General features: G+C 43.3%; 25 protein-coding genes, 3 tRNA genes and 1 pseudogene. 3 read left to right on the forward strand and 26 right to left on the reverse strand.

Translation table 11 applies throughout. The annotated features are described in order from the left end of the window. Positions 1-15: 15 nt before the first annotated feature. The 21 genes and pseudogenes from LRM47_RS01180 to LRM47_RS01275 all read right to left on the reverse strand — a co-directional run bounded on the left by LRM47_RS01180 (position 16) and on the right by LRM47_RS01275 (position 15,062). Positions 16-1,305, reverse strand: a complete 1,290-nt coding sequence (locus LRM47_RS01180; RefSeq protein ID WP_243822497.1) for a glutamate ligase domain-containing protein — start codon at positions 1,303-1,305, stop codon at positions 16-18. A 159-nt stretch (positions 1,306-1,464) separates the two neighbouring features. Beyond that, positions 1,465-2,163, reverse strand: a complete 699-nt coding sequence (locus tag LRM47_RS01185; protein WP_243822498.1) for a histidine kinase N-terminal 7TM domain-containing protein — start codon at positions 2,161-2,163, stop codon at positions 1,465-1,467. A 19-nt stretch (positions 2,164-2,182) separates the two neighbouring features. After that, positions 2,183-4,201 carry an NAD-dependent DNA ligase LigA gene (gene ligA / locus LRM47_RS01190; RefSeq protein ID WP_243822499.1) on the reverse strand — a complete coding sequence of 673 codons (2,019 nt, stop codon included), beginning with the start codon at positions 4,199-4,201 and terminating at the stop codon, positions 2,183-2,185. Beyond that, positions 4,176-5,273: a hypothetical protein gene (locus LRM47_RS01195; RefSeq protein ID WP_243822500.1), complete on the reverse strand. Its 1,098-nt coding sequence runs from the start codon at positions 5,271-5,273 to the stop codon at positions 4,176-4,178. Before LRM47_RS01195 ends, ligA begins: the two co-directional genes overlap by 26 nt. 2 nt (positions 5,274-5,275) lie before the next feature. Beyond that, positions 5,276-6,151, reverse strand: coding sequence for a M48 family metalloprotease (locus LRM47_RS01200; protein ID WP_243822501.1), 876 nt, complete (start codon positions 6,149-6,151; stop codon positions 5,276-5,278). A gap of 63 nt (positions 6,152-6,214) precedes the next feature. Next, a complete protein-coding gene (locus LRM47_RS01205; RefSeq protein ID WP_243803760.1) occupies positions 6,215-6,784 on the reverse strand; it encodes a LemA family protein in 570 nt (189 codons plus the stop codon). A gap of 48 nt (positions 6,785-6,832) precedes the next feature. Continuing rightward, a tRNA-Leu gene (locus LRM47_RS01210) sits at positions 6,833-6,918 on the reverse strand. 124 nt (positions 6,919-7,042) lie between these two features. After that, positions 7,043-7,116: transfer RNA gene (locus tag LRM47_RS01215), tRNA-Cys, on the reverse strand. A 68-nt stretch (positions 7,117-7,184) separates the two neighbouring features. Continuing rightward, a tRNA-Leu gene (locus LRM47_RS01220) sits at positions 7,185-7,272 on the reverse strand. A 24-nt stretch (positions 7,273-7,296) separates the two neighbouring features. After that, on the reverse strand, positions 7,297-9,087 hold the full coding sequence (locus LRM47_RS01225) for a peptide ABC transporter substrate-binding protein (RefSeq protein ID WP_243822502.1): 1,791 nt from the start codon (positions 9,085-9,087) through the stop codon (positions 7,297-7,299). A gap of 10 nt (positions 9,088-9,097) precedes the next feature. After that, positions 9,098-9,334 (reverse strand): preprotein translocase subunit SecG, encoded by a 237-nt coding sequence (gene secG / locus LRM47_RS01230; protein ID WP_129631344.1) that lies wholly within the window; start codon positions 9,332-9,334, stop codon positions 9,098-9,100. 1 nt (position 9,335) lies between these two features. Then, positions 9,336-9,710 (reverse strand): phage holin family protein, encoded by a 375-nt coding sequence (locus LRM47_RS01235; RefSeq protein WP_129634579.1) that lies wholly within the window; start codon positions 9,708-9,710, stop codon positions 9,336-9,338. A 50-nt stretch (positions 9,711-9,760) separates the two neighbouring features. Beyond that, the gene (locus tag LRM47_RS01240; RefSeq protein WP_243822503.1) at positions 9,761-11,338 is read right to left on the reverse strand and encodes a helix-hairpin-helix domain-containing protein; all 1,578 of its coding nucleotides are present in this window, start codon (positions 11,336-11,338) and stop codon (positions 9,761-9,763) included. Between the two features lie 56 nt (positions 11,339-11,394). Then, a complete protein-coding gene (locus LRM47_RS01245; protein WP_243822504.1) occupies positions 11,395-11,742 on the reverse strand; it encodes a DUF488 domain-containing protein in 348 nt (115 codons plus the stop codon). Between the two features lie 66 nt (positions 11,743-11,808). After that, a complete protein-coding gene (locus LRM47_RS01250) occupies positions 11,809-12,528 on the reverse strand; it encodes an HD domain-containing protein (protein WP_243822505.1) in 720 nt (239 codons plus the stop codon). An 84-nt stretch (positions 12,529-12,612) separates the two neighbouring features. Beyond that, on the reverse strand, positions 12,613-13,227 hold the full coding sequence (locus LRM47_RS01255) for a GyrI-like domain-containing protein (protein WP_243822506.1): 615 nt from the start codon (positions 13,225-13,227) through the stop codon (positions 12,613-12,615). 63 nt (positions 13,228-13,290) lie between these two features. Next, positions 13,291-13,410 (reverse strand): annotated as a pseudogene (locus LRM47_RS04185) (WCX domain-containing protein); the annotation flags it as partial. Between the two features lie 18 nt (positions 13,411-13,428). Beyond that, positions 13,429-13,893, reverse strand: a complete 465-nt coding sequence (locus LRM47_RS01260; RefSeq protein WP_243822507.1) for an NUDIX hydrolase — start codon at positions 13,891-13,893, stop codon at positions 13,429-13,431. Positions 13,894-13,925: 32 nt separating this feature from the next. Then, positions 13,926-14,321: a cupin domain-containing protein gene (locus LRM47_RS01265; protein WP_243822508.1), complete on the reverse strand. Its 396-nt coding sequence runs from the start codon at positions 14,319-14,321 to the stop codon at positions 13,926-13,928. 19 nt (positions 14,322-14,340) lie between these two features. Next, positions 14,341-14,670: a thioredoxin family protein gene (locus LRM47_RS01270; protein ID WP_243822509.1), complete on the reverse strand. Its 330-nt coding sequence runs from the start codon at positions 14,668-14,670 to the stop codon at positions 14,341-14,343. Then, on the reverse strand, positions 14,670-15,062 hold the full coding sequence (locus tag LRM47_RS01275; RefSeq protein ID WP_243822510.1) for a transcriptional repressor: 393 nt from the start codon (positions 15,060-15,062) through the stop codon (positions 14,670-14,672). The genes LRM47_RS01270 and LRM47_RS01275 overlap by 1 nt, the downstream gene beginning before the upstream one ends. 132 nt (positions 15,063-15,194) lie before the next feature. Between LRM47_RS01275 and LRM47_RS04150 the strand changes: the two genes are divergently transcribed. Together LRM47_RS04150 and LRM47_RS01290 are read left to right on the forward strand one after the other, a co-directional pair. Further along, entirely contained in the window at positions 15,195-17,033 is a 1,839-nt protein-coding gene (locus LRM47_RS04150; protein ID WP_275973394.1) for an ABC transporter ATP-binding protein, read from the forward strand. Between the two features lie 37 nt (positions 17,034-17,070). After that, a complete protein-coding gene (locus LRM47_RS01290) occupies positions 17,071-17,721 on the forward strand; it encodes a DedA family protein (RefSeq protein ID WP_243822511.1) in 651 nt (216 codons plus the stop codon). Between the two features lie 2 nt (positions 17,722-17,723). On the opposite strand, the gene uvrA is transcribed toward LRM47_RS01290, so the two are convergent. Continuing rightward, entirely contained in the window at positions 17,724-20,537 is a 2,814-nt protein-coding gene (gene uvrA / locus LRM47_RS01295; protein ID WP_243822512.1) for an excinuclease ABC subunit UvrA, read from the reverse strand. 121 nt (positions 20,538-20,658) lie between these two features. Here uvrA and LRM47_RS01300 point away from each other — a divergent pair, with 121 nt between their 5' ends. Next, positions 20,659-21,045, forward strand: a complete 387-nt coding sequence (locus LRM47_RS01300) for a hypothetical protein (protein ID WP_243822513.1) — start codon at positions 20,659-20,661, stop codon at positions 21,043-21,045. A 2-nt stretch (positions 21,046-21,047) separates the two neighbouring features. Here the strand turns inward: LRM47_RS01300 and LRM47_RS01305 are convergent, their stop codons facing one another. From LRM47_RS01305 to obgE, 4 genes are all read right to left on the reverse strand, one after another. Then, positions 21,048-22,256, reverse strand: coding sequence for a WD40/YVTN/BNR-like repeat-containing protein (locus LRM47_RS01305; protein WP_243822514.1), 1,209 nt, complete (start codon positions 22,254-22,256; stop codon positions 21,048-21,050). Between the two features lie 149 nt (positions 22,257-22,405). Beyond that, positions 22,406-23,668, reverse strand: a complete 1,263-nt coding sequence (locus tag LRM47_RS01310; RefSeq protein WP_243822515.1) for a WD40/YVTN/BNR-like repeat-containing protein — start codon at positions 23,666-23,668, stop codon at positions 22,406-22,408. A gap of 82 nt (positions 23,669-23,750) precedes the next feature. After that, complete coding sequence (gene sbcB, locus LRM47_RS01315) at positions 23,751-25,169, reverse strand: exodeoxyribonuclease I (RefSeq protein ID WP_243822516.1); 1,419 nt, start codon at positions 25,167-25,169, stop codon at positions 23,751-23,753. A gap of 46 nt (positions 25,170-25,215) precedes the next feature. Beyond that, on the reverse strand, positions 25,216-26,538 hold the full coding sequence (obgE, locus tag LRM47_RS01320; protein ID WP_243822517.1) for a GTPase ObgE: 1,323 nt from the start codon (positions 26,536-26,538) through the stop codon (positions 25,216-25,218). Between the last annotated feature and the right edge of the window lie 17 nt (positions 26,539-26,555).

Genomic DNA, 26,555 nt, shown 5'->3' on the forward strand with positions numbered 1-26,555 from the left:
ATTTAATATATCACATTAATCTTTAAATTGTGAGAAAAATTGGTTTTTCCTAGCAATCCACTCCGGCGTTTGCCTGACTAAGTATTTGTCGTCCTCAGTGCTATGAAGGTTGATTTTTATAGACTCCTCTAGCCATACGCCGCCACTTGAACCCTTGAATAACGCGACGCCTTCAGATTTCAATTTGTCGCGCACGAAAGACCCAGCCTCGATGGCATTCTTACATTCCTTCACCTGACAACCTCTTTGACGAGCAGCTGGCGCTAAATATTGATTAGCTTTCTCACCAACCGTCACAACCCAATCCAACAAATCCGGGCTACAATGAGAACCAAGTTCAGCATGAGCTTGCTCGAAAATTCCCTTTAAGCCATTCATGTTGCCAAGCACAGCAATGCGCTGCGGAGTCTCAATTCGATACAAAGACTGTAAAGCTGCCAAAGCAGTCAACGGCGTCGAACTATAGCTATCATCAATCAACCAAGTATTGTCCGCACCCTTCAGCAAATTCATCCTACCAGGCAGTGGGCGCAAATTTTCTATGCCCTTTTTTATATTATCCTCAGTTTCACCAAACGCATACCCAATAGCTGCCGCCACGATCGCTGGACGAATATTATGCTCGCCAATTAGCTTAACATTGACCTCTAATCCGTTAGGATTTTCTGGCGACATAATAAAGCCGTGATGTCCATCTTTCAGAGAAAAATTACGATCGTCAAAATTATACTCCGCCACTGGATCACTTCCGTACGTAGTGATATTAGGATTCGTCAAAAAGCTAGCAAAACGCCCGTCAATATCATCACGATTTATCATCGCCATTCGCGAGAAATTCGCCAGCGAAATCATCTCATTCGCCACTTCCTCCAAGGAATATTCAACCTGCATTCGACCATTTGTTACAGAAGTTACAACCGTAATATCTGGCACAACATAAGCCTTAAACCAATCGTTATAGCCAAGTTCCTTTGGATTAAATTCCTGAACAATCACCTGAACTTCCGGTTTTTCGGCCTTAATTCTCTTCTTTACGGCGCGCATCACTTTCCACCATTTGAACAAGCCTTTTTCGGGCATTTTCACGCCCATCATCTGAAGAAAAACATCAGCTTTTGTCTTCGGCTCTTCATTGCGAAGCTGAATATCAAATTGTTGTGCCAAAACCGTACCAATAGCTATTTTTGCACTAGCCTTTCCGGCGCTACCAGTTATCGCCACAAGCTTCACATCTGGATGAACAGCAAAAAATTCTCGCACCAATTTTGCTAGTTTTTCTTCCTTTTTTTTTGAAACAGTAACCATAACTATATCATACCATAAGCATTATAGAAGAGCTGCTACGCGCCCACCCGGGGCATATTTGAATGTGTGTTTGTCTTTCAATTGGCAAGCATAGGAGAATGCCCCTATGCGTACCAGCTCATGTTTAATTATGCATTATCGCCCAAAAAAACACAAGCATCATTTCTCATTTACATATTCTGGCAAAACTTTCCCAGCTAAAACTACCGCCATCAAAACTGCAAATCCACACATAATTGACGGAATTCCGATAATAGTCGATGGATCGATGATATTGACAAACGTCGTAGGCGCCATAAATAGAACATATCCCACAATCAACGAACCTAGAGAGCGCCGAATGTGTTTACTGGAGGTTTTACTCCTAACATACGCATAAGCAATTGCTGCAAATAATAGGCCGTAATAATACAAACCATACCACATTCCGATGCCCGGCTGGTTTTCAAAAATCACATAATTACCCAGGCAAGTCCCAGACTTAATTCCGTTAGCCTCCAATAGAAAATAGCTAATAAACATTGCTGCAAAAGTATAACCAAGCACAGGAATCCACCGCCTCTTATCGCCAGAAATTTTATATATCAAATGAATACCCAGAGGCGGAAGCATAGTAATTGCAATATAGCCAAGTTTAGCCCAGCCGAGATTATCCAGAAGAATCGCACCTTCACAAACGTTATATTCAGCCCATTGAAACAGCGCAAGACAAATCAACAGCATGATCACAATCTTCGTCACAGCATTCAATTTATATTTCCAAAAAGTATATATCGCCAGAATAATTTCAATTGTAAACGTCGCCAACATTACCGCTGGAGAAAAACAATAGAGTCTCGGTTTTTTAATCTTATCCATGCGTAAATTATACATTAATTCATCCCGCGTTTTCTATCATCCTCAACAACTCTTCTTCGTCAATGATTTTTGTGCCGTATTGCTCAGCTTTTTTCAATTTGCTAGCACCAACCTTACCACCAGCCACCAAATATGTCGTATCTTTAGAAACTGTGGTTTGAAAAACTCCACCGAGATTACGAATTTTATCCGCAGCAGCGTCGCGTCCCATAGATTTCAGAGTACCCGTGATGACAAAACTTTTTCCACTCAAACCGCCAGATTTTTTATTGAACTGAGGAACGACGCCTAGCTCGGTGAATTTATTGAGCAATTTTACGTTATCCTCATCAGCGAACCACGCCACCACAGATTCGGCAACAATTTCGCCCACGCCATCAACTTTCCGCAAATCATCAATCGTCGCTTTCGCCAAATTTTCCATACTCTCAAAATGATTCGTCAAATCAATCGCCGTTTGCGCGCCAATATGACGGATTCCCAAACCGTACAAAAATCGCTCTAATTCTGGACTTTTTTTATCAGCAATTGCCGAGATTAACTTTTGCGCAGAAATATCAGCAAACCGATCCAACTTCAACAAATCGTCCTTAGTAAGCGTAAAGATATCTGCCAAATCGCCGACCAAACCATTATCAATTAAAACTTCCACGTTCTTTTCGCCAAGCGTATCAATATCAAGCGCACCCTTAGACGCGAAATGCGCCAAAGCTCGCTTCAAAATCAGCGGACCGCTAGAACCCTTAACTCGATAAACGGCTTCGCCTTCCGGTCGCACAAATTCCAACTCCGGATATTGCCGTTTTAATTCTGCTTCATAATCAATTGGTTCAGAATCTGCAGGTCGCAATTCCTTCAAAACATTCTCAACTTGCGGAATAATATCGCCCGCCTTAAAAATCACTACAGTGTCGCCTCGTCGAATATCCAAACGCTCAATTTCATCGGCGTTATGCAAACTGGCGTGCTGCACCGTAGTTCCCGCCACCACCACTGGATCAAACACAGCCACTGGAGTCGCCGCGCCAGTTCGCCCAATAGAAATGACTATATCTCGAACGATCGTTGTAGCTTCTTCGGCCGCGTACTTATAAGCCACCGCCCCACGCGGATTTTTGCCCACCATCCCGAGATTGTCGTATATCTCTCGATCGTTAATCTTAATAACCAGCCCGTCCGTATTAAACGGCAAGTCATGGCGCTTGTCGCTCCATTCATCAACAAATTTCATCACGTCGGACAAATTGTCAAAAACACTGGCTTGCTGATTACGAGAAATCCCCAGCGCCGTCAAAGCCTCGTAAGCAAAACTATTCGTCGGAACTTCCGAACTATCATCGCGAATCACATCATATCCGCGAAAATGCAACGGGCGCGCCGCCACCAGCGCAGGATCTAATTGACGAATTGTCCCCGCAGCCAAATTGCGTGGATTAGCAAATGTAGGCAACCCTAGAGATTTCTGCTTTTTATTAAGCTCCTCAAAATCCCGTTTCAGCATGACAATTTCACCGCGAATCTCTGTCCGACCACGCAAAAAATTCTCAAAACCCGCCGCTTCACGCAGACGAAGCGGTACGTTTTTAATAGTCCGAACATTATTCGTTACATCTTCGCCAACAAAACTATCGCCGCGCGTCACAGCTTGGAATAGCACGCCATCAACATAAATCAACGCGCACGCCAAGCCGTCCATTTTTATATCCGTAAAAAATTCATGTCGCTGACCCGGTATCAATTTATCAGTTCGCTCAATCCACGCCTCAACTTCACTTTTATCAAAAACGTCATTCAAACTGACCATTCGGCGCACGTGCTCGACTTTTTGAAAACCGTCGAGCAGCTTATTTCCAACTCGCTGCGTAGGACTATCAATAGTAATTAGTTCCGGATGATCCGATTCAATTTTCTTCAGCTCATCCATCAGACTGTCATAAACCGCATCGCTCACACTTGGCCTATCTAAGGTGTAATATTCGTAGCTATAACGATTTAGCAAGTCTTTAATTTCGTCAATTCTTGGTTTTTTTGGTGTCACTTTCAACCACCTTTCTGTAGAACAAATAGACATACACAGAAATCATAATTATCGTTACGTAAAGTAAAATCAGACCAGTTGTCGGGACAATTGGTAGCCAATCAATACCACTAATCCACCCCTTCAGCGCGCCGTCAAGCAGAATTACCGGAATCAGAACGACCGCCCACAAAAGCACGGACAGAACAACAGCCCACACAAATCTCAGCAAAATCCTTAATCTTCGCCCCGTCACAATATCGCCCGACAAACGCAATGCGTGAAACGGATACATCCCCGGCAATGTTACGATGATCATCGCAAAAACTGTAGAAGTCGCCCAATAGACAGACATCGCCACTATTAGAATCGCCGCGCCGCCAGCCGCCATCAGAATCGGCGTTTGATTTAACATTCCCGAAGCATTGAGTGCGCTATAAATAATCACCGCCACTGCCGCCGGCACCATTTGAATCAAGAAAACCCCGATGACAATTATTAGCGCAATTATGGGCGACCCAGAACTATACAAACCGTCGCGCATTTTCGGTTTTTTACCAATTAAAATAGCTCGCGTTAGCCAAACGGACGACAACCAAGTTAATAGTCCCAGAAAGATTCCCGCCGCTTGCTGCACATTTCCACCAGCCGTTCCGCTACCAGAAATATAGCTAACCGCAACGCCAGAGAACAGGCTAATTGTTGTATAAATTCCGCCGAATCCATTTGACTCAGCCTGATTCATCACATCCTTAAGTTGCTGGTATGTATCTTGCGACATGACGCTGGCTAAAGCAAACGTCAATATTGACATAACGACGATTAACGCCAAAAAAGTCTTCTTATTTCGCCACACTAGACGGCAAGCTTCGCTAGTCAGCGACCAATATCCTGGAATTTTAAGATCTCGTTGGTAATCTCGTCGCTTAGTTAACCGAAAACTACGATGAGGTCGGCGCTGCAGAAAATTACGCCGCTGCTGATTCAATTTACTAAAGTCACGTTTGATACCAAGCCATACACCTTTTTTATGATCAGCATTTGACTTCTTAGGATTCTTGACTACTCGTTTTTTGGAGGTTTTCGTTGCCATAATTACATCTTTGTTGCGTTATTTCTCAGCCTTGCAATTCTATCTTCTAGCGGCGGATGAGTACTAAATAGCTTCGAGAAAAATCCAGGTTTCAAAGGATTATTCATGAACAAATTGGCAGTGGAAGAACTTTGTTTTTGCATTGGTCTGCCGTATTGGCGCAATTTTTCCAGCGCGCTTGCTAATCCTTCAGTATCTCGTGTCAATAATACACCCGAAGCATCCGCCAGATATTCACGCTGCCTACTGACTGCCAGCTGGGTTATCGTTGCCAAAAGCGGCGCCAATATAACCACGATTAGCCCGAGAGCATAGACAATAGGATTAACATCCCTATCACGGTCATCGCTATAAAACATCATTCTAAGCGCCAAATCCGCAAACAGTCCAATTGCACTAACCAAACCAAAAGCAATCATACTCACGCGGATGTCGTAATTTCGCACGTGACTCATTTCATGCGCCATAACCGCCTCCAGTTCACGCTTGTCCATAATATCCAAAAGCCCAGTGGTCGCACCAACAATAGCATGATTCGGGTCGCGACCAGTCGCAAAAGCATTCGGAGCTGGATCATTAATGATATAAACTTTCGGCATCGGCATACCAGAGGCGATAGACAAATTTTCCACCACTCGCCAAAGTTCAGGAGCATCATTTTTGCTAATTTCCTGAGCGCCGGTCATCATCATAGCCAACTTGCCAGCTATAAAATATTGCAACCAAGCATACAATATCGCGCATATGAAAATGATGAGTGCCAACGAATAGCTATCAGTTGCCGCTCCAATAAACAAACCGATGACTCCAATAATTATCACAAACACAGACATAATTAATATTGTGTTGCGTTTGTTTTGAGAAACTGCATTGTACATATGTTAATTATACCAAAAATCGCCCACTAAAAATAGACGAGCGATTTTCATTTCAGGATTCAATTAGAACTTTACTTCAACTGGATTTTCGATGCTTGCACGGTCCTCAACGTCGAAGAATTCCTTAGCTTGGAAGCCAAACATTCCCGCGATGATATTTGTTGGGAAAGTCTGAATCTTCGTATTCAGGTCGCGAACGCCACCGTTGTAGAATCGGCGAGCTGCTTGGATCTTATCCTCAGTGTCAACCAATTCTTGTTGCAATTGCAAGAAGTTCTGGTTTGCTTTCAATTCTGGGTAAGCCTCAGATACGGCAAACAAGCTCTTCAATGCGCCTTCCAAAGCATTTTCAGCCTTGGCGGTTTCAGCCACGCTGCCAGCATTCATGATTGCTGAACGAGCTTCTGCGACCTTCTCAAACACTTCTTTTTCATGTGTAGCGTAACCTTTTACTGAGTTGACCAAATTTGGAATCAAATCAGTTCGGCGTTTTAGCTGAACAGTAATGTCACTCCATGCCTCTTCTACGCGGTTGCGCAACACAACTAAACCATTGTACGCACCGATTACAACTCCTACGAGTACCAATAAAACTACCACTGTAACAATAAGTACAATTACCAATGGACTCATTTCTTACCTTTGTCCCTTTCCTATTCAATATTACTTTCTTTACAACTTTGGTGCGCAAGGCGGGAATCGAACCCGCACGACTTTTGGTCAAGGGATTTTAAGTCCCTCGCGTCTACCAATTCCGCCACTCGCGCTTATTTATATACAATCCAGACGCCCGCGCGCCAGACTACTTATATTATACTATATTCGCTAAGTAAATTGTACAATTTCGCAAAATAAAAAATAGCCCAATACTCAGGACTATTTATCAAAAATTGGAGGCACGTACGAGAGTCGAACTCGTCTAAAAGGTTTTGCAGACCTCTGCGTAACCGCTCCGCCAACGCGCCACCGCCTTTATTATATCAGATTTTGCAAAACATATCACAAACAATTCATCCAATAATTGCAATATGTTTGGTGCGAGCGAGAAGACTTGAACTTCCACGAGCGCAATGCTCACTAGCCCCTCAAGCTAGCGCGTCTACCAATTCCGCCACGCCCGCATAGCCACTTACCATTATACCCGATTACGGGGTTTTGTAAACGGACTTTTTCTCTGTCGCCCAATACTGAACATCGACATAACGATCGACAGGATTGACAACTTCGGTGCTTGCGTCGAGAGCTTTAACGTTCCGAATATGAATATAGTCAAACTTCGGCTGATACAAGGCAATCGCTGGAGCGTCCGCTTGCCAAGTGGCAGTAAACTTCGCGTAACGATCAGCGCGTTGCTTTGCCGAGATTTTAGATCGACCGCTTTCCAGAGCATCGTCCGCTATCGCGTTATTGTAATTGGAGAAATTTAAACCATTATTGGTTGCCTGCGAAGAATGCCAATAGGCATAAACATCGGGGTCGCCGCCCAAGGAGAGCTCATAAACCAACACATCAAAATTGCGCGGCTGCAAAACTGTCTGAAGAATATTTTGAGTGGCATCGTTCGGATCGACAACTTTAATATCCGATTCTATATTCAGTTCATCATACCAAACTTGAGCCAAATACCTGGCAACCTTTTCGTAATTGCTATTCTTCAAAACAACTACGTTGAGCTTTAACTTATCATTTCCCTTCTGACGAACATTATTCACACTCTTCCAGCCCTCAGCGTCGAGTAGAGATTTCGCTTTCTTGACGTCATAACTAGACGAGTTCGAGCTCTTTCCCAGGAATTTATTAAGCGTTGGACCAGATAATTCCTCTGTAGACAACGACAAAGATTGGCGTAGCTTGGACGTATCGACACTGAGCGACAAAGCTTGACGAACTGCTTTTGATCGCAAGAACTGACTATTGTTATTAAACAGTGCGTAAACTCCGTTATTCAAAGAATGTGCTTCTGCGGCGTACATAGATTTCACCTCGGCGGATTGATCGTTATAGATCAATTCTGGAGTTCCTGTAATTTCTCGCGTACGCAAACTTTTCGCAATATCATCCTGCGTCGGATACGCGTACAACTGGAATCGCTCCAACTTAGGCGTGCCGCCATAATAATTGCTATTCGACTGCAGATATAGCACTTTTTTACTGCCATCACTAGTTACATTCTGCAGCAACCTAAAGGCGAATGGACCGCTGGATATAGGCGATTTATTAAAATCATGTTCACGTAAATTCGACGGTTTAACGTCTTTTAATATATGCTTAGGGATAATCGGGAATGTCAAAGCGTGGACAAACGGCGAATATGACGACGGCAAGATAAACTTCACCGAATCGTCAGACACTTTCTCGAATTTTATAGATTTCCAGCCAGATATCTCAGCTCCAACTTCTGGATTCGCTAATAGTTTCAATGTAAAAATTACATCGTCCGCCGTTAGATCTTGTCCGTCCGACCACTTCAAGCCCTTCTTCAGCTTAACCGTATATTCAGTTTCTTTATCGTTTACGCTGATACTATCCGCCATGTCAGCCTTTATATTGCCTGTTGAGTCATATCGATACAAACTTGAAAATAGCAACTTCGCGGCGGATTTTTCAGCATTGGTTTTTGCGAAAATAGGATTTAAGTTTTCCAAAGGACCCAGCACACCCTCAGAATATGATCCGCCAGAAGTGTACGCCATTGTCGTGAAAGAATTGCGAGAAATATGCCACTGCACCGCACTGGCGCCAATCATAACCAATACTAGAATAATCCAGACAGAAACCCGACGTCGCACATTAGATAAGCGATCCAGCCTGGATGTCACGAATTTATGCGCATGGCGCAAGCTGCCCTTTTCAATCTTACGCAGACGCTTATTAACATCTTTACTGGAAACTTTTAGCCGCGCAAAACGATTCCATGACGAATTATCCGAACTCAAATCTATTCTCCTATTTTTGTAATCCCGGCAAAATCATACTTGCCAAAATCGATAGCACAAAAATCACCGCAAAAACAATAGTTACGTCAAACAAGTTTTTATCAAATCCGCGACGAGTAGTGAATAATTCCCCAGACGAGCCGAATCCTGCGCCCAAACTTGCGCCTCGTTGTTGCAACAAAATTGCGATAATCATCAGTACGGCAGATCCAAGCGTCACGTACGGTAAAATTGTATCAATTGACATATTACTCCTTTTCTTCCCGCTGCAAAACCAGCGCGCTACTTATAATATAGTTTACCAAACTCAATATAATCCCGGCAATAATTGAATGTGCAAAAGTCATAGAAATTCCTGGCGCCAAAGCGAGCGAGATATAAACCATAAAGCCATTTACGATTAAGGTAAACAGCCCTAATGTCAATAGGATTGCCGGCAGGGCTAGAATTGTAACAATTGGTTTCAATACGCTATTCACTACCGAAAATATCAGCCCAGCCATCATAAACGTCCACGCAGAAGTTGCGCCCGGAGTTTCATTTCCAAGCAGCCGCACTGCAACCCAAATACCTACCGAGTTAAGAATTAGCCGAATCAAAAACGTTGCAAATTGTCTTTTCATTAGTCTTATTATATATAATTTATGCTTTATTGTCGATTGGTCGCCCAAACTTAAGACAAGCGTTTAATCAAATTCGCCTTTTTCGTGCCAACTTCCGCCTGCAATTCCGTATAATCCGCCTCGATAATTTTTTTCACACTACCAAACTTCCTCAACAATTTCGCGCGCGTCTTTGGGCCAATCCCCGGAATTTCCTCCAGTTGATTTTTCGTCTGATTTTGACGCTTCAACGCCGTATGATAGCTCACAGCAAATCGGTGTGACTCATCACGAATCCGTTGGAAAAGCTTGACAATATCTGTCGTCGCAATAGAACTTTTTGTAAAATTGTCCCGGCTGGAACCGTCATCAATAGCAGAGCCTCGTAGATTCTTTGAATGCGAGCCGGCGTTGCGCTGAGCGGGATGCAAATTTACCACATACACATCATTGTCTTCGTGAATAGCGATGTCCTGATGAATAGATTTTTGCAACTCCTCAATGCGCGTTACGTCAATTTGTGAGCCAGTTTTATGAATAATAATTTCTTCCTCGCGCTTAGCGATACTAATAATCGGCAATTTTATTCCACGCTCATCCCTCGCCTTAATCGCCGCCGAAAGTTGACCTTTTCCGCCGTCAATCAATAACAAATCCGGACAGCCCCAGCTTTTGATATTTCGCTCACCAAGCCGCCTAAAAATCACCTCGTACATATTTCCAGTATCGTCGTTTTTTTCGCTCACCTTAAATTTGCGATATTCCGCACGATCGCTCGCACCATTCGTAAAGACCACCATACTCGCCACAACTTGACGTCCGCTCATATGAGAAATATCATAGCCCTCAATTCGCACTGGAATATTTTTTAAGCCAAGTAGTTTTGCTAAATCAGCCAGCGCCTTATCTTTTGAAATATCCAAAAATTCCTTATCGCCAAACATAACGCGTCGCTGAAGCTCTTGCATGGCGCGCAACTTATTCCTCAGACTTGCCGCCCGCTCAAAATCATGAAGCCCCGCAGCCGTTTTCATATCACGCTCCAACTCCACAGCAATAGCTTTGCGATTTCCCTTAATGTAACTTATCAATTTGCGCAAACTAGCTTTATACGCGTCCGAACCATCACTTATCTTCGGACTTAAACCTAAATCCTCATCCAACTTTGATTGCCCAGGGCGTCTTTGGTGAGTAAGATATGGAAAAATTCGCCTCAAATAACGCAATGCCTTTTTTAACGCAAAACCATTATAGAATGGACCAAAATAATCTGCACCATCATCGGCAGGATTCCGCGTAAAACTGACCGTCGGCCAATCGCTTTTCATATCAATCCGAACGTACATCTGAGACTTGTCGTCGCGCAGCAGAACGTTGTATCGCGGCATATATCGCTTGATCATCTCGCTTTCCAAAAACAGCGCATCAACCTCGCTCTCAGTTTCAATCCAATCAGTATCAAAAATCTCCGCCACCAGCACCATAGTTTTATTATCTCGCCCGCGCGAATCTTGAAAATACTGACGTACGCGATTTTTAAGAACCGCCGCCTTGCCAACATAAATTACCTCGCCGCTCGCCGACTTATGAAAATAAACGCCGGGCGTTCGCGGCAAAGTTTTCAGCTTGGCTTGCAATGCTTGATTCATTAAATATATTACAATCTAAACACACCAATTATGCAAGCATTCTTTTAGTGATCAGCTCAATTTTCCAGCCACTTTTTGAGAACTATCGCTTGATTATGTTCCGCATCTTTGGCTCCATATAACAGCGTAACTGCAGATTGTTTACTCCAATTATTCTTCGCCTCGGCAGCCGCAGGATTACCATCCAACTCCTTCACATAACGACGAGAAAATTCCGGGAATTTTTCTGGATCGTGATTAAACCATTTACGTAATTCATCGGTCGGGGCAATTTCTTTATTCCACTCGTCCAATGCAGCTCGTTCTTTGCTAATTCCTCGCGGCCACAATCGATCGACCAACACACGATAACTATCGTCCGACGCGGTCGACCCATAAATCCGTTCAATTTTATACCTTGTCATAATTTCATATAACTACAAATTATTGATCAGATCAATAAAAAGCGAAAGCTAACCATTCTTCAATATTTAATCAACACTACGTAAATATTCCTCCAAAAACCCACTCCAGTCGGACGCATTCTTCTCGCGGAAATAGGCGCGAAGAAAATCAACCATAATTTGATGACGATTCTCCGCTTCTATTCGTCCTGGTTCAGTCAACATCAAACCTTTCAATTTCAGCAGCTTCTCAAAGAAGTGATTGATAAATCCGTCAGTATCATGCGTATTGCCATCAGCGTTATATTCGTGCGCCGCCAGATTGACATTCGGCCAGACTTTAGGGTCAAAAATCCGCCCGCCATGACGACAAGCATAAACCAACGCTCTCTCAATGCCAACTGCACCAATAGCGTCACACATATCAGCGTCAGACGCCAATTTCCCCGCCAGCCGCTGCGGCTGCTTGCCGTTCAGCCGTTTGCTATAACCAATCGCCGTAATATTTTCCAGCACAACCTGACTTAAATCATCAGCTATCTCTGCCTGCGCCATAATATTTACCGCGTTCGTCAATTTTTCTGCCTGCGTTTTACCGACTAATTTATAATCATCAACATCATGCAGCCAAGCCGTCAATAACACTTCTTGCAGGTTCACCGATTCGCTGCATTCGTTAGAGAAACGCTCTGCTAGCAACGCCACTCGCTCGACATGATCATCAGCATGTCCCGAATTGTCGCCGCCCAGCAACTGACGAACTTTAGTCTTTACTATTTCAAGCTGGGCAATTTGTCGATCGTTCATACTCATATTATACATAAAAGCAGAGTCGCATTACGACAACGACTCCCTAACTATCGATTGCAAAACCGGCACAACAAATTCCTCCTATTTAACTGAATATCTTAATATGGTTTTTTGTTTTTCTTCCGATGTTCTGTTTTTATTGCTTAAGTATATTTCTTTATGAAAATTACCTATTCTTGTAAGGTCACGTTTTCTTGCAAATTCATTCATCTGCTCAAATGATTTTGGCTCCTCATCATAACTTCCAACATGTAAAATCTGAATAGATTTACCCTCTTCTATTTCTCTAAAACTCATCTCATCATACAATACGTTGGGCTTTTTCTTTTTTACATTTTCAAGTGCCTTTGTGAATATCTCTTGTGTAATAAAATCAGGTTGTTTAATCATCAATGTGTATTCCAGTTTATTTTTATCAAGCTCTTCTCCATTTACTTTTTTCCAAAAGCCTTCTAATGGATATACCGTAAAATCTGTAATCTCGTTATCAGTTTTATTTTTCATTGCATTTTTAAACAACATTTTAATGGCATAAGCAAGAGAATATAATGCGGATATTCTATCTGAAAAATCTACTTCATTCGGATCTCCTTTACCTTTTACCAAAATAAATTTTTGCTTTGGCACTTCTACAATGATAGGTGTTTGTTTTACACCATAAAGATTCTTTTCTTGTTTTCTCCACTCATATTTCATTATCCGGTCCTCCCTTTACATTTGGTTAATTTTATTATACAAGAGAATACTTGACACTATTTGTCATATTATATATTTTTCTGCCATTTTATTTATCATTTTTTTAATTTGCATTCTAACTTCTTCAGGTTCCAATACTTCTGCTTCATCTCCAAATGAAAAAATATAATCGTATAGATTATAACATAAAAACAAAGTCGCTTACTGATGCTTATTAATATACAAAGTGCAATATTCTTCAGGAAGATAATTCATATTAAGCCACCGAGCTTCCATTATTTCAAAGTTGCATTTTATGTCATAGTCAGACGCGTGCGCCGCAAAAACTCGAACTGAAAATTTGGTATATGATTCATGAGAATTAGCTTTTCCGAGATATCGCAGATTATGTATCTTTAATCCAACCTCTTCCAAGACTTCTCTAACGGCAGCCTGCTCATAGCTCTCATTACGATTCACTCCACCTCCTGGCAAAGTCCATTCTTGACGACTAAAGCGACTTCTAACTAATAAAATCCTACCATCATCACGATAGACAATCACCCGCACGCGGTCATTCTGCGGTACAATCCTAAAAATTAGCGATATGACGCATGCAATTCCACGAAAAATTGCCCGCCCAAATGAGCTAAACACCTCGCCGGCTATTGACTCTTTGTGAGACATAATTAGTAGAAACTTTCTCCTTTGGCGACAATTTATTCTGTGGTTGCACCGTCAAAATCTTCTTCGTTAGCCTCCGCTTCTTCGCGAGTCGCCCGAACGATTCCATCTTTATGATGTGCTGGACTATATATCGTATAGAGCTTAAGCGGCTCTTCGCCAGTATTTATCACATTATGTTCAGCTCCCGCCGGCACAATAATCGCACTGCCGTCGGAAACAGCATATTCATTGCCGTCAATCAAAATCTTACCTTCGCCAGACTCAAATCTGAAAAACTGATCATTTTCCTCGTGAATTTCCGAACCAATTTCCCCACCAACAGGCAAACTCATCAATACCAATTGGCAATGCTTCGCAGTATATAAAACCTGACGAAAATTATCATTTTCTAACGTAAGTTTTTCGATATTTCCACTAAAACCCTTCATAAATTCCCCTTCTATTTTTTTATTTCGCAGCTTTTTCCAAAGCGTCAATCAACGTCTGCTTTGGCTTCATGCCAATCATTTCAGCAACTTCCTCGCCGCCAACAAAAATCTTCATGTTTGGAATTCCCTGCACGCGGTATTCCATAGCCAATTGCGCATTTTCCCGACTTGCTTCAGTGTCAACCTTAACAATATCAAACTCTGTTTCTTCGGCAATTTGATGCAAAAGCGGAGCCATTGCACGACATGGCGGACACCACGGCGCCCAAAAATCAACTAGTACAGGACCGTCGCTTTTTAGCACCTTATCTTCAAATTCTTGCTTCGTTGTAATTTCATATAAAGCCATTATTTCCTCCTTTTCTGGCATTTTTTACAAACTCCCGTCACAACCAACGGGCCGTCAATATAACAATCGCTAATTTCATGCGCAATTTGCTTTCTCATCTCATCGGCAATTTTAATATCCATCAGACCATCACAATCGCTGCACACAAAATGATCGTGATCGCCCTTACGAACATCATATCGCAAGCAACCCTTTCTTGTCTGCGGCGCCAAACCAATCGTCCCGTCGCCGCACAGGCGCTGAGTTATTCGATGCACCGTCGTGTCGCTGACTTCAGGATGAATGCTCCGCAATTCCTGAGCAATTTCCGCATTCGTCGCGTGATGCTTGCTCTTTAAAATCGCCATCACATCATTCGTGTATTTTGTTGATCGCCTAACAATTTGCGTCATGTTCCTATTGTAAAGTATTTACAATAAATAAACAAGGCCTTTGCTCCACAAATTGACTTATATCTATATATTCCATATAATAGTCAAAGTCTATGAACTCCCGACGACGAGTTCCTCTAATATACATTTTGAATGATTAAGAACGCTCAGTTTTCTGCGCAGTTTATAAATACTAATTTATTATCGAAAGGAATTGATTTGAAAAACAAACCAAACAGCAAAGAAATATTTCGTCTATTCTGGAAAACGTCAGCACCATACAAACACCGCCGAAACTTGGCAATATTTTTTGCAATGCTCACACTCGTGGTTACTATTTTTGTCGGCCCACTTATAATTGCTCAACTTCTTAGTATTATCCAACATAATCAGTTACACGACTCAAAAAACCTATGGACACTAATTGCTTTATATAGCGTCAGTGGATTGTGGTCAAGCGTCATCGGCTGGCGATTAGTTTTATATCTCGTCTGGACATTTGAAACCGCCATGCAACGAGATTTATACGCTCAGTGCTTCAGCAAATTGACCAACCAAACATTATTCTTCCACTCAAATAAATTCGGCGGGTCGCTCGTTAGCCAAACAAATAAATTAGTCGGCGCGGTGGAAAGTTTTTGGGACACGATAATTTGGTCAGTTTTGCCGCTAGTTGTTTCACTGGTCGGTTCAATAATTGTCCTGTCAACCCTTCTTTGGCAATACGCGTTATTCTTACTCATCTTCTCAATTGTTTTCAGTATCGTCGTTTATTACGGATCCAAGCCAATGGCGAAATTGACAAAAAAAGAAGCCAAGGCCAGCAATAAATTGAACGGACAATTAGCCGACGTAATTTCAAATGTTCTAGCAGTCAAGTCGTCCGGCGCCGAAGCTACGGAACAGAAATTTTTCGCAAAAACCGTCAGTTCTTGGCGAAATTCAAGTCTCGACGTAATGCGCGGATTTTTGAAAGTCAGCACTATATATTCGTCAATCAACATGGTTATTAAAATTGGAGCAATAGCCTTCGCAGTGTACGCAGCCCAGAATGATTTGGTGTCCGTGGCGTCCGTTTATCTTATTATCACCTACACCGGTAGCGTCGCGCATGAATTATGGAACATGAACGGAATTATGCGCAATTACAACCGAATTATCGGTAACGCAAATGATATGGTAGAAATCTTACAAACGCCAACGACATTGATTGATAAAAGCGATTCAAAACTGGAAGTCACAAGTGGCGAAATTTCTATGGATAAAATAACTTTCACGCACGACGAGGGTCAAGGCGACACTCTATTTCACGACTTTTCTCTGGATATTAAGCCAGGCGAAAAAATAGGTTTGGTTGGAGCGAGCGGTTCTGGAAAAACTACGCTCACTAAATTGCTATTGCGTTTTGCTGATATTGACTCAGGAAAAATTACCATCGACGGACAAGATATTTCCGAAGTCACCCAAGCAAGTTTGCGCGCCAAAATCGCTTACGTGCCGCAAGAGCCATTACTATTCCACCGCTCCGTGCGCGAAAACATTGCTTACGGCCGACCTGATGCAACTGACGCAGAAATTGAAGAAGCCGCCAAAAAAGCTGGCGCTTACGATTTTATCGTTGGACTTAAAGACGGTTTTGACACAATGGTTGGCGAGCGCGGAATTAAATTATCTGGCGGACAGCGACAACGAGTTGCAATTGCCAGGGCAATCCTAAAAGATGCGCCAATTCTAGTCCTCGACGAGGCGACTTCAGCGCTAGATTCTGAGTCGGAAGCGTTGATCCAAAAATCCTTGGAAACGTTGATGGAGAATCGAACCTCAATTGTCATCGCCCATCGATTATCTACAATTGCCAAGTTGGATCGTATAATTGTCCTGAAGGATGGAAAAATTGTCGAGGACGGATCACACGACGAACTCATCAATAAAAAACGCGGCGTTTACGCAAAATTATGGGCGCGACAATCTGGCGGATTTATTGAAGAATAGTCCAATCTGCATACGCCAATCATGCTATAATTAAGGCATGGGATCTTTTATTCACTTGATAACTAGCTTTGGCGTATTGGCAATTTTATTAGTAATTTTCGCAGAATCCGGTCTACTAATCGGCTTCGTCTTACCTGGCGACAGTCTGCTTTTCACCGCTGGGTATATGGTTCAGCAGAACATTCTACACATTGACATTCACATTTTCGCGCTTTTGGTTTTTGCGGCGGCAGTGCTGGGCGACAGTGTTGGTTATAGTTTTGGTCACAAAGTTGGACGCAAGCTGTTTGAAAAAGAAAATTCCCGATTCTTCAAGAAAAAATATTTGGAGCAAACAGAAAAGTTTTACGACAAGCACGGCTCAGCAACAATCGTCCTGGCTCGGTTTGTACCAATTGTAAGAACCTTCGCCCCAATCGTTGCCGGCGCCAGTAAAATGCACTATAAAACATTCTTGACTTTCAATCTTATCGGTGGATTTATTTGGTCATCAGCCTTTGTTTATCTAGGTTTCTACGCTGGCGAGTTTTTGACCAAAGCGGGCGTAAATATTGAAGTTGCAGCGATTCTCATCATCTTCTTGTCTGTCTCGCCAATGGTTATTCATGCTTTGAAACAACCAAATACTCGCGCTTTATTAAGAAGACAATTGTCGGTTCTCCTCTCGAAAACCAAGCGTAAAAAATAATCTTAAAGCATCTTTTTCAGATATTTGCCAGTGAACGAATTTGGCACTTTGGCGATATCTTCAGGTGTACCGCAAGCCACAACGGTACCACCACCAATTCCGCCTTCTGGACCCATATCAATTATCCAGTCAGCCGACTTTATGACGTCCAAATTGTGCTCAATGATAATCATACTATTACCGCCCTCAACCAATTGCTGTAAAATCCCCAACAGTCGCTTTACGTCAGCAGAATGAAGCCCAGTGGTCGGCTCGTCCAGAATGTACATAGTTTTTCCAGTGGAACGCTTAGAAAGTTCCGTTGCCAATTTAATTCGCTGCGCCTCACCGCCTGAAAAAGTAGTTGCTGGCTGACCAAGTTTAATATAACCAAGCCCAACCTCGACCAACGTCTGAAGTTTACGTGCAATATTCGGCACACTGTCAAAAAATTCCGCCGCTTGATCGATCGTCATATCCAGAACATCAGCAATCGTCTTGTCTTTATACTTAATTTCCAGTGCCTCGCGATTATAACGTTTGCCGTGACATTCATCACATTGAACGTAAACGTCCGGCAAAAAGTGCATTTCAATTTTTATCACACCATCACCCTGACAATTTTCGCAGCGACCGCCTTTGACATTAAAGCTAAATCGTCCAGATTTATAGCCTCGAACGTTAGCCTCGGGTGTGCTAGCAAAAAGTTCGCGAATCGGCGTAAAAATTCCAGTATATGTTGCCGGATTAGAGCGCGGCGTTCGACCAATTGGCGACTGATCTATGACAATCGTCTTATCAAGCAAATTCACACCTTCTATGGCATCGTGCAATCCTGGCGCCGTCGTTGCGCGATTAAGTTCCGCCGCTAATTCCCGCGCCACAATGTCATTCACTAGCGTCGACTTTCCGCTACCAGAAACGCCAGACACTACAGTCATCAAGCCCAAAGGAAACTCCACGTCAATGTTCTTAAGATTATTTTCGCGAGCGCCACGAACAATCAACTTTCTATCTTTCACGACTTTGCGACGTTTTTTCGGAACGGCAATTTTTTCCACCCCAGATAAATAGCAACCCGTTATACTATTCTTATTTTTCGCAACAATTTCAGGCGTCCCCATTGCCACTACTTCACCGCCATTCGCACCAGCTCCCGGTCCCATATCAACCAGAAAATCACTCTGGCGAATCGTGTCCTCGTCATGCTCAACCACCAGCACAGAATTTCCCAGATCTCGAAGACGCTTCAACATATCAATCAACTTGTCGTTGTCGCGTTGATGAAGTCCAATTGACGGCTCGTCCAGCACATAAAGCACACCCTGAAGTCCAGCGCCAATTTGCGTCGCCAAGCGAATTCGCTGCGCCTCGCCACCGCTCAATGTATTAGCCGCTCGACTTAGCTCCAAATAATTCAGCCCAACATTACTCATAAACGCCAAACGAGATTTAATTTCCTTCACAATCAAGCGAGCAATCGTCATTTCTTGCTCGGTCAATTGAAGCTTATTGTCAAACAAATCCAACGCGTCATCAACACTCAAATCGCACACATCAACGATATTCAATTCATGAACCGTCACCGCCAAAACCACAGGTTTCAGGCGCGCACCTTTACAGGCATAACAATCCCTCTCGCGCATAAATCGCTCAATATCTCGTCGCATAAAATCGCTATCAGTTTCTTTCCAGCGTCGCTCCAGATTAGGAATAACGCCCTCATAAGTCGTATCGTAATGCCGACCGCCGCCCAAATCAACGCGATATTTTTGGTCGCCAGTTCCGTATAATATTTTATGTTTAGTATCATCAGAAAGCTTGCCTACAGGAACTTTCAAACTAAATCCGTGAGCTTCAGCAACAGATGCCAATCGCTTCATATTCCAAGCGTCAGAATTCATTCGATTATACGGTCGAATCGCGCCTTCGGAAATCGTCAAATTGTTATTAAAAACCAATTCTGGATCAACCTCCAACCTCGACCCCAAACCCGTACACACAGGACAAGCTCCCTGCGGCGCGTTAAAACTAAATAGTCGCGGCTCCAGTTCTGGAATATCGACATCAGGATGATCAACACAAGCGTATCTCTGCGAAAATGTCTTCACTTCATCATTATCCGCGTCCAAAACCTCGATAACTCCCTGACCCAGATCCAGCGCCTGCTCAACGCTCTGACTCAATCGAGATCGCATTTCCGCCGTCAACGCCAACCTATCAACAACCAACTCGATGTTATGCTTGTAGCTCTTTTGTAACTCTGGAAATTCATCCAGCGCGTACACCACGCCGTCCACGCGAACCCTGGCATAACCAAGTCGCTGATATTGCTCCGGAATATGCGCAAACTCACCTTTTTTATTCTTAACAATTGGAGCCAATAGCAAAATTCGCTTATCAACAAATTGTCGCAGAATCTCATCAATAATCACCTCGGTCGTACGACGCGTCACTTCATTGCCACAAATCGGACAATGCGGCACGCCAATTCGCGCAAACAAAAGCCTCAGATAATCATATATTTCGGTAACCGTAGCCACGGTAGAACGCGGGTTGCGACTGGTCGATTTCTGGTCAATCGAAATCGCTGGACTAAGCCCTTCAATCGAATCGACATCAGGCTTATCCATCGTCCCCAAAAACTGACGCGCATAAGAATTCAAGCTCTCCATGTAGCGACGCTGACCTTCGGCGTAAATTGTATCAAATGCCAGGCTGGATTTCCCAGAACCACTAAGCCCCGTAATCACCACCAGCTGATCTCGCGGAATCTCAATATCTACATTTTTCAGATTGTGCTCACGAGCACCCTTAACACGAATTACCTCTGTCATAACCGCTATATTATACAGGTTTTTGACAATTTTTTCCAGTCCAAATATCGACGCAAATCAGAGTTAAAACACATTACGCTTATGATTGCAAGTCAATATCTTATTTGCTACAGTTAGATCTATGAGAAAGCTGGGCATTTACTTAATTATGATCATCGGAGCGATACTACTCGCGCCTTTTGTAATTGACCAGCTATTTTTCTTCTTTTTCTTAGGAAAAATCCCATTCACGAACATCAGCCTGCCCGCAATTTTAATGGTTATTTTCTGGGCAATTATCGTACCGTTGGCAATCATCCTCAGAGAATCACTTTCTGTCCTGTTTTGGAAGTTCATTGACATTGCCAGCGAAATCGCACAACGACGAATCAACAGAAAAATCCGCTATTTTACACCAAATCAAAAAAGCGAACTTATTTTATTATCAATTTATCTACTTTCCAGTACGAAAAAGAGCAAGCCTGATCATGAAGTCGAATCTCAAAAACTCGCTCCGTCTATGACTTAATTTTACGGTCGTTTTCTTAGCGCTAATCCGCCAGCTACAACGGCGATAACAGCTAACCCACTAACTAGCCAAATAGAGTTTCCTGTTTCGGCAAGAGTGCTTGAAGATTTTTCTGGTTTCTTATTGGAAGTGGATGACGATGCCGCAGTAGTTGAAGCGCCTGAGGATGAAGAGCCTGTGGATGAGGCGGCAGCTCCGCTCGTACCTGAGCCGGTACCGCCAGGAGTTACGGGTGGAGGTGTCAATAGAGTTGCTAGGCGAGTAGTAGCATCAGGAAGATCACCCGATAGTGTAAATATCCTGGAACCATCAGCCGACATGTCGGCAATACCCATAAAACCCTCATCTCCCCATTTCTGCCAAGTTTTACCTCCATCCGAAGATACCATCATTGGAGATTTTGAATCGCTAGGGCTAGCAGGAATAAACGTAACAAACATTCTTTTTCCGTCATTGCTAATACCCTTTGCGTAAATGTTATTATTAGAGGATCGAGGTGGTACTTCAGGTGTAGGATTCCAATTAACGCCTCCATCTAAAGAGACATTTTCACCGTCAAAAGCGCTTTGTCCATCATAACTAAAGACAGCCCGTCTACTTCGATCGGTATTAATAGTTGACCAAGTCAAACCATAGTCGCTAGATCTCCTTATTGAATTATCGTTATTTATACGTATCATCTTCCCATCGTTCAATACATAATCTGGACATTCACTACCCTTTTGAAGCCAAGTAGCTCCATTGTCCATTGAGACGTACAACACTTTAACTTGTAGATACCGACCGCATGCAGTCAAAATTGAGCCATCTGGACTTATCCTAGGAAGTGTATTTACAATACCCGCAAAAGACGGCGTCTTAGTCCAAGAAGATCCACTATTAGTTGATAAATATAGAAAATCCTGATTAAACCACGAAACCACAAGCTTAGTACCGCTTCTATCCATAGCCATTGCGGACGCACTTACGGGAGATGAATACACGCTCCAAGTAGCGCCATTATCCACAGAAGTTAGCAATTTTTCGCCGCCAGCAACATGTTGATTCACAAAAAGCCTTAGTCCATCAGGGCTAATTCGCGGACTATGTACATTACCTCCAGGTATTCCGACTATATCCTTCCACGTATACTTAGGAGACTCCTCTGCCCTAACCAAAGGCGACAGGATCGCCGACACTGATAGCGCAAATGCAAATATTAAAAATAACATCCCCCTATGCATTATGTATTTTTTACTCTTAGTTAACATTACCCCTCCAATTTGCTTTTTTCACTGCACAAAGCTATTACCAGCATTTTAGCATAACCATATACCAAAAGTCAACGAAGTATAGAGGCTGGCGAGACTGACAATAACATCTACAGCCGTTTTCTCAACACCAACACACCAGCTGCGACAGCTATAACAGCTACCCCGCCAACTACCCAAACAGAAACTCCTGTTTCAGCAAGGTTTGATGATTTTCCTGGTTTTTTACTGGAAGCGGATGATGATGTAGTGACTGAAGCACCCGAAGACGCAGAGCCTGTGGATGGAGTGGTAGGAGTTACTGGAGTGGTAGTTCCGCCTGTACCTGTACCGGTGCCACCGGGAGTTACGGGCTGAGGCCTCGGTAGAATTGCTAGGCGATAGACGGACTTATAATCTGGATCTGTAAATTGTGCTGTTGCGAATACTCTAGAACCATCAGCAGACATAGAAACTGATGAGAAAGAAACCCTCTCGTCACCCCATTTCTGCCAAGTTTTACCTCCATCTGAAGATACAAAAACCGGTACAGTTGGGGTGCCATCAAATGTAGCAAATAGTTTTTTACCGTCGTTACTAATGCCACTCAACACGACATTACGTATGTCGTTTATAGGATACTCGGGCAACTGAACCCAGTTAGCGCCGCCATCTACAGATGTATAAGAACCATCAAATACACCTTTACTATTAGGACTAAAGCTGACACGATCAACAGAATGTCCAACTGTAGACCAAGTCATACCATAGTCGGTAGATTGTCGTAATGTACCGTCATTACTCCGGCGAGCCATCTTTCCACTATTAAAGACATAGTCGGGATATTCATCTCCCTTTGGAACCCAAGTATTGCCGTCATCAGTAGATACTGCCATAGGATCATTATAGAGACTATGTTCAAAGTACATGACCAGCGTGGAGCCGTCTGGGCTCATCAATACATGCGCAGTATAAGGAACAGACGAATTACGCTTAACCCAAGTTCGACCACCATCAGTAGAAACATAGATGGCATTTTCACCATACTTCCCCTTTACGACCAACTTAGAGCCATCGGAGCTAACTAGTAGTCCATTCGCGCCCTCTGGTGCAGCGAAAGTGCTCCAGCTTGCGCCATCATTCGCAGAGACCAGAAGGTTAGCACTACCGCTAGCTAAATCTCTACGCAAGACAAAAAGTTTTGATCCGTCAGGACTAACGCGCGACTCCGAAATATCTCCCTGTCCAGGTATGGTTATGTCCCTCCAAGTATACAGCGGTGCATCTTCCGCCTTGGCGAACGGTGCTAATATTGCGGACAAAGAAAGTGCGAACATGGAAATAAATACCATCACACCCACATATAGTTTATGACCCCTACTCTTAAATGACATCAGAGCCACCCTCCTTAAATTAAATTACCTAATTAATATTCCACTTTTTATCTAATTGTTTCAATTTTAGCATAACCATATTTCAGACGTCAACAGAAGGCAGGACAGATTCCAGCCATAATTGCAATTCTTGCAAAATAAACTGCTGTTCATTAGTCGCGATAGGCGCCAATCGTTGCAGAGATTTCATAAATTGCGGCATTTGCGCCTGTAAATGCTCAGTTCGCCATTCTTCCCATTGTCGCAGCTCATCTTCACTAAGCAAATTAGGAAAACTTCGCGCTTTATAATGCAACAATAGTGGCGACAATCGCTCATCCTGAAAATCCGGATGAAAGTCAGCCAATTCGTGCTCGCCAGCATTACGCACAGCCTCAACACGAACTCGATCGCTATTGTCCAAAAATCCATCGTATAATTGCGCTTCTGGGTCGGTCATTTTCTTAAACTCTGGCCTATTCTCAAATATACTACGCAACCTTTCAGCAAAATCTGGATGAGAAAGTAAAATATCTTGGTGCTTCTGCACAGTTTCCGCATCCAGAGAAATCTTCTGCCAACCATCGCCCTGAGTCAACACGCCAAGTGGCGAAACTGCCGGGCAGCGATTATATTGTAATTCCTTAACTGGCAATTTAACGAAATCCTCAGCTTGCCTTTCTTCCCATGTTGCAAATATTTTCGCCGACAATTCCTCAACGCTCAGATCAACAAACGGCGTCGGATCATAACGCAAATCATAAACAATCACGCCACCATTTCGGCTCGTGGTTAGCGGAAAAGCCACGGTCGTTTTGGCGAATTCTTTATCATAACGACCACTCGCATAAACAAAAGGTTTTTTATCATCGACATTCACCAGTTTCTGAACCAATTTCTTATCGCGCATTTTCAGCAAATAGTCGTACATTTGCGGCTGATTCTGCTTAATCAATTTAGTCACAGCAATCAACGCGGTCACGTCAGCCAGCGCGTCATGGGCGTTTTCATGCTCTATTCCGTTAGCTTTCGTGATGAGCTCCAAGCGGTTGCTCGGCTCACCTTTATCGTCAATTGGCCACTCAATTCCCCCAGGTCGAAGCGCCCTGGTCAAGCGTACCACATCCAACAAATCCCACCTGGATCGACCGTCTTTCCAAGTCCACTCATATGGATCGTAAAAATTTCGCCAAAACAAATGACGAATAAACTCGTCGTCAAAACGGATATTATTAAATCCAACAGCAATCGTATCAGGCGTAAATATTTCCTCACTTAGCATACGCGCAAATTGAGCCTCAGTATAGCCTTCTTCGACAGTTTTTTGCGGCGTTATGCCCGTCACCATCAACGCATCAGGACTCGGCAGCGTATCGTCATTTAGTGTCACGAGAATGTTATATGGTTCGCCAATCGGCTGCAAATCCATATCTGTTCGCTGACCAGCAAATTGCATAATTCGATCTTGTCGAGGATTAAGACCGCTAGTTTCAAGGTCGTAAAAGAAAAATGTTTGCGCCATATTTATATTATATCATCAAGCTCACGCTAATTTGCACCAACAGAATCTATTGCTCAACCAATGTAAACGGCATAGATTCGCCAATCTTAATTAAGCTTTCGCCAATCGCTCCTTGACGCAATAATTCGTGAGTAATTCCCATTTTTCGCATAATGTCTCGCAAGCGATTAATAGATTCAAACTGATCAAAGTTAGTCCGACGAGCAAACTTTTCAATCTTAGCGCCCGTAACAATAAACTCAATCTTCTCATCTTCATCGTCAGCCTCATCAGATTCAGCATCAGAAACTCGCCTTACAGACCAAGCATCAGAAATGACCTGATCGTCCAGCGAAATTGTCGGCAAATCTTCCTCTTTTTCATCAACAATCTCAGCTTCACGCTCTCGATACCCAGCAACTTCATCACGCAACATTCGTAGAAGCTCAGTCACCCCGTCGTGTGTCTGGGAAGAAATCGCCACAACTGGCGCGCCATTAGCTACTTTTTGAAGGGCAGTCGACTGCATAGCAATAATCTCATCATCCAAGCCTTCGCATTTGGTCAGCGCTATTATCTCTGGACGCTCCGCCAATGATTCAGAATATTTTTCCAGCTCACGACGAATTGCCTGATATTTCTCCGCCGGATCATCGCTATACACATCAATCATATGAAGCAGCACGGCCGTTCGCTCGACATGGCGCAAAAATTGATCGCCCAAACCTTTACCTTCTGATGCACCCTCGATCAACCCCGGAATATCAGCAATCAAAATCGACCCATCGTCAACATCGGCAACCCCCAAATTAGGCATCAAAGTCGTAAATTCGTAATTGGCAATCTCTGGGCGCGCATTAGAGACCACGCTCAGGAACGTCGACTTACCAGCGTTCGGAAAGCCAACCAAACCAACGTCGGCCAATAATTTCAATTCCAACTCTGCCTCGAATTCCTCGCCAGCCTCACCAAGTTCAGCAATCTTAGGCGTTTGGCGCGTACTAGACGTAAAGTGTGCATTTCCAAATCCACCGTCTCCACCACGAGCCACCACTGCCTGCTGCTGATCTTCGGTCAAATCTGCGATCACCATACCATCGCGCTTTACTAGAGTACCCATTGGCACCTTAACAATTAGTGGAGCGCCACTTTTTCCTCGTTTATTACGTTTTCCACCATCGCCGCCTTTTTCAGCCTTAAGTTCCGGCTTATATCTAAAATTCAAAAGCGTATTAAGATCTTTTGTCGCCAAAAAAACAATATCACCACCACGACCGCCATCACCGCCATCAGGACCGCCTTTATCGACGTATTTCTCATGGCGAAAACTTACTACACCATTACCGCCCCTACCGGCGCGTACTAAAACTTTTGCAATATCTACAAACATATCTTTAGTATACCAAA

The sequence above is a fragment of the Candidatus Nanosynbacter sp. TM7-076 genome (assembly GCF_022828325.1).
GTDB lineage: Bacteria > Patescibacteriota > Saccharimonadia > Saccharimonadales > Saccharimonadaceae > Nanosynbacter.

Bases quoted from the DNA above. Each gene is read 5' to 3' on its own strand.
- LRM47_RS01255 (WP_243822506.1), bottom strand. From the start codon at position 13,227: ATGAAATATGAGTGGAGAAAACAAGAAAAGAATCTTTATGGTGTAAAA.
- LRM47_RS01180 (WP_243822497.1), bottom strand. From the start codon at position 1,305: ATGGTTACTGTTTCAAAAAAAAAGGAAGAAAAACTAGCAAAATTGGTG.
- secG (WP_129631344.1), bottom strand. From the start codon at position 9,334: ATGTCAATTGATACAATTTTACCGTACGTGACGCTTGGATCTGCCGTA.
- LRM47_RS01290 (WP_243822511.1), top strand. From the start codon at position 17,071: ATGGGATCTTTTATTCACTTGATAACTAGCTTTGGCGTATTGGCAATT.
- LRM47_RS01195 (WP_243822500.1), bottom strand. From the start codon at position 5,273: ATGGCAACGAAAACCTCCAAAAAACGAGTAGTCAAGAATCCTAAGAAG.
- LRM47_RS01185 (WP_243822498.1), bottom strand. From the start codon at position 2,163: ATGGATAAGATTAAAAAACCGAGACTCTATTGTTTTTCTCCAGCGGTA.
- LRM47_RS01235 (WP_129634579.1), bottom strand. From the start codon at position 9,710: ATGAAAAGACAATTTGCAACGTTTTTGATTCGGCTAATTCTTAACTCG.
- LRM47_RS01310 (WP_243822515.1), bottom strand. From the start codon at position 23,668: ATGTCATTTAAGAGTAGGGGTCATAAACTATATGTGGGTGTGATGGTA.
- LRM47_RS01265 (WP_243822508.1), bottom strand. From the start codon at position 14,321: ATGAAGGGTTTTAGTGGAAATATCGAAAAACTTACGTTAGAAAATGAT.
- LRM47_RS01250 (WP_243822505.1), bottom strand. From the start codon at position 12,528: ATGAACGATCGACAAATTGCCCAGCTTGAAATAGTAAAGACTAAAGTT.
- LRM47_RS04150 (WP_275973394.1), top strand. From the start codon at position 15,195: ATGATTAAGAACGCTCAGTTTTCTGCGCAGTTTATAAATACTAATTTA.
- LRM47_RS01300 (WP_243822513.1), top strand. From the start codon at position 20,659: ATGAGAAAGCTGGGCATTTACTTAATTATGATCATCGGAGCGATACTA.
- uvrA (WP_243822512.1), bottom strand. From the start codon at position 20,537: ATGACAGAGGTAATTCGTGTTAAGGGTGCTCGTGAGCACAATCTGAAA.
- LRM47_RS01270 (WP_243822509.1), bottom strand. From the start codon at position 14,670: ATGGCTTTATATGAAATTACAACGAAGCAAGAATTTGAAGATAAGGTG.
- LRM47_RS01200 (WP_243822501.1), bottom strand. From the start codon at position 6,151: ATGTACAATGCAGTTTCTCAAAACAAACGCAACACAATATTAATTATG.
- LRM47_RS01240 (WP_243822503.1), bottom strand. From the start codon at position 11,338: ATGAATCAAGCATTGCAAGCCAAGCTGAAAACTTTGCCGCGAACGCCC.
- LRM47_RS01275 (WP_243822510.1), bottom strand. From the start codon at position 15,062: ATGACGCAAATTGTTAGGCGATCAACAAAATACACGAATGATGTGATG.
- obgE (WP_243822517.1), bottom strand. From the start codon at position 26,538: ATGTTTGTAGATATTGCAAAAGTTTTAGTACGCGCCGGTAGGGGCGGT.
- LRM47_RS01305 (WP_243822514.1), bottom strand. From the start codon at position 22,256: ATGTTATTTTTAATATTTGCATTTGCGCTATCAGTGTCGGCGATCCTG.
- LRM47_RS01245 (WP_243822504.1), bottom strand. From the start codon at position 11,742: ATGACAAGGTATAAAATTGAACGGATTTATGGGTCGACCGCGTCGGAC.
- LRM47_RS01260 (WP_243822507.1), bottom strand. From the start codon at position 13,893: ATGTCTCACAAAGAGTCAATAGCCGGCGAGGTGTTTAGCTCATTTGGG.
- sbcB (WP_243822516.1), bottom strand. From the start codon at position 25,169: ATGGCGCAAACATTTTTCTTTTACGACCTTGAAACTAGCGGTCTTAAT.
- LRM47_RS01205 (WP_243803760.1), bottom strand. From the start codon at position 6,784: ATGAGTCCATTGGTAATTGTACTTATTGTTACAGTGGTAGTTTTATTG.